Source organism: Oleiagrimonas sp. (assembly GCF_027858935.1).
Taxonomy (GTDB): Bacteria; Pseudomonadota; Gammaproteobacteria; order Xanthomonadales; family Rhodanobacteraceae; genus Oleiagrimonas.
Map to the genome: position 1 here is coordinate 1 of NZ_JAQIBU010000293.1, position 2,281 is coordinate 2,281.

Genomic DNA, 2,281 nt, shown 5'->3' on the forward strand with positions numbered 1-2,281 from the left:
CATGATATGCGGTCCCTGGCCCATTATTTTGCGCAATATCAGCGTGTGAGCATGCATTGGCACAACACCATGCCCGGGGTCATGCTGGATGTGCCGTATGCCGCGCTGGTGAGCGACACCGAGGCCACCCTGCACCGGGTGCTGGAGCACTGCGCCCTCTCCATGGAGGATGCGTGCCTGCATCCAGAAATGAACACTGCACCGGTCGCCACTCCCAGCAGCACCCAGGTTCGTGAGCCGATCCATGCGCGGGGTCTTGGTGGTTGGCAGCCTTATGAAAAGTTTCTGCGGCCATTGCGCCAGGCCTTGGGCGAACTCCAGGGCGCGACGCGTTGAAGAGGAAAAACTGTTGCCTGATGCAGGCATGGTCGGAAGAAGGGATCGGCGTCACGACCGGGTCGCTTTTTATCGGTTAAGATCGTGTTTGACTCTCGCCCGCGTGCGACGGACGCACGCCTGTAGCGCGCCTGGCTTGTGCGCAGCAAGTCATGAGGCTGGTAACGGACAGCAGGTGCCGAAAAACAAGGTGATCCCCTGTTGATGCATCACAAGGCGCTAGTCCGTAGTTCAGATTTTGGAAGCAAACCTCGATCGTGTGCTCTGCGCAGATGTATGCAGACGGCACCCCGGCACCCCGGCGGCCCTATGCTACCGCTGGGCAGATGACGGTCGCACAAAAGGCTCGAGTCCTTTCTGAAATACCAGCCAGTGGACGTCGATAAGCGCATGGAGCTTTCAAGGGCCATGCTCTGGCGTGGCCAGTTGCGGGCCTGTGCCGAGCAATTGCTTTCCGTGGCCCGGCTGTTTCCCGATGACCCTGGCCTGATCCATCAATTGGAGAAACGCTTGTTCTTTATCGGGGAAATCAATACAGCGCGCCGCTGCCTTGACCGCCTTGAGGGCAAGGTTTCACGGGCGCGGCCCGATGCGGTAATCGGGCAGGCGCGCATTCTGCTCATGGTGAGAGATCCGATGGGTGTGTGCTGTTCAAATCATCAAGATGATGTTCGGATGCTCGCCCAGCAACAGCTACAGATACAGCTATGGGGCGCAGTCACTGTTCCATTACCATGGGCCGTACAGCCCGCCTCATGAATCACTGGCGTGCCAACATCCCGTACGTCATGCTGGATGCGTCCTACGCCCCGCTGGTGAGCGAGCCGGAGGCGATGCTGGGCAGGTGCTGGACCACTGCGGGCTGTAGATGCAGACCAATTGGCTGCATCCCGAACAGAACGTGGCTTCTGTGCCCACGCCCAACAGGAACAAGTTGGGCGAACGGATCCGCCGTACCCGAGGCCTCGGGGAGTGGAAGCGGTACGCAGAGCAACTGGAGCCCTTGCAGCGACTGCTGTCCTGACGCAGATGCGGGCAGTCCAGTTGTTGCCTGGACCCTTTCGTTGTTTCAGAACGTACGTTCCACAGCGTAATCGGCCAGGGTCATGAGCGCGTTGCGATAGACATTGTCGGGGAGCAATGCCAGGGCATCACGTGCCGCAGCGGCATGCTGCTGGGCACGCTCGCGGGTGCGGTCCAGGGCGCCGGAGTCGCGGATGGCGGCGATGATGCGCTCCAGCGAATCCAGGCCGCCGTGCTCAATGGCATGGCGCAGGGAACGGACCTGTCCCGGCGTCGCGCGCTGCAGGGCAAAGATCAGCGGCAGGGTCGGCTTGCCTTCGGCCAGATCGTCGCCGATGTTCTTGCCGATGGTCTGGGCATCGGAGACGTAGTCGAGCAGGTCATCGGCAATCTGGAAGGCAAAACCGAGTTCCATGCCGTAACGGCGCAGCGAGGCGACCTGGTCTTCGGGCAATTGGCCCAGTATGCCGCCCAGTTCCGTGGCTGCCGCAAACAGGACGGCGGTCTTGCGCTCGATGACCTTGAGATAATCGGCCTCCGCGACGTCGGCGTTGCCGATGTTGAGCAACTGCATCACCTCGCCGGCGGCGATGGTGTTGGTGGTATCGGCGAGGATGCGCAGGATCGGCATGCGCTCCAGTTCCACCATCAGCTGGAACGAGCGCGAATACAGGAAATCGCCCACCAGCACGCTGGCGGCATTGCCCCAGACCGCATTGGCCGTGCTGCGACCGCGGCGCAGGTCCGATTCATCGACCACATCGTCGTGCAATAGCGTCGAGGTATGGATGAATTCGATTACTGCGGCCAGCTTGATGTGTTCCGCGCCGGCATAGCCGCCGGCGCGGGCGGCCAGGGTATGCAGCATCGGACGCAATCGCTTGCCGCCACTGCCGATGATGTGCTCGGCCACCTGATTGAT

Annotated in this window: 3 protein-coding genes; 2 read left to right on the top strand and 1 reads right to left on the bottom strand. The window is 61.3% G+C overall.

The window, feature by feature from the left end:
- Together PF446_RS10780 and PF446_RS10785 are read left to right on the top strand one after the other, a co-directional pair.
- Positions 1-336, top strand: a 336-nt coding sequence (locus tag PF446_RS10780) for a sulfotransferase (protein WP_298071426.1), incomplete at its 5' end; no start/stop codon positions are given.
- A gap of 408 nt (positions 337-744) precedes the next feature.
- Positions 745-1,095 (top strand): hypothetical protein, encoded by a 351-nt coding sequence (locus PF446_RS10785; protein ID WP_298071427.1) that lies wholly within the window; start codon positions 745-747, stop codon positions 1,093-1,095.
- 310 nt (positions 1,096-1,405) lie between these two features.
- On the opposite strand, the gene PF446_RS10790 is transcribed toward PF446_RS10785, so the two are convergent.
- Positions 1,406-2,281 (bottom strand): polyprenyl synthetase family protein (locus tag PF446_RS10790; protein WP_298071428.1); only part of this gene is annotated, 876 nt, incomplete at its 5' end.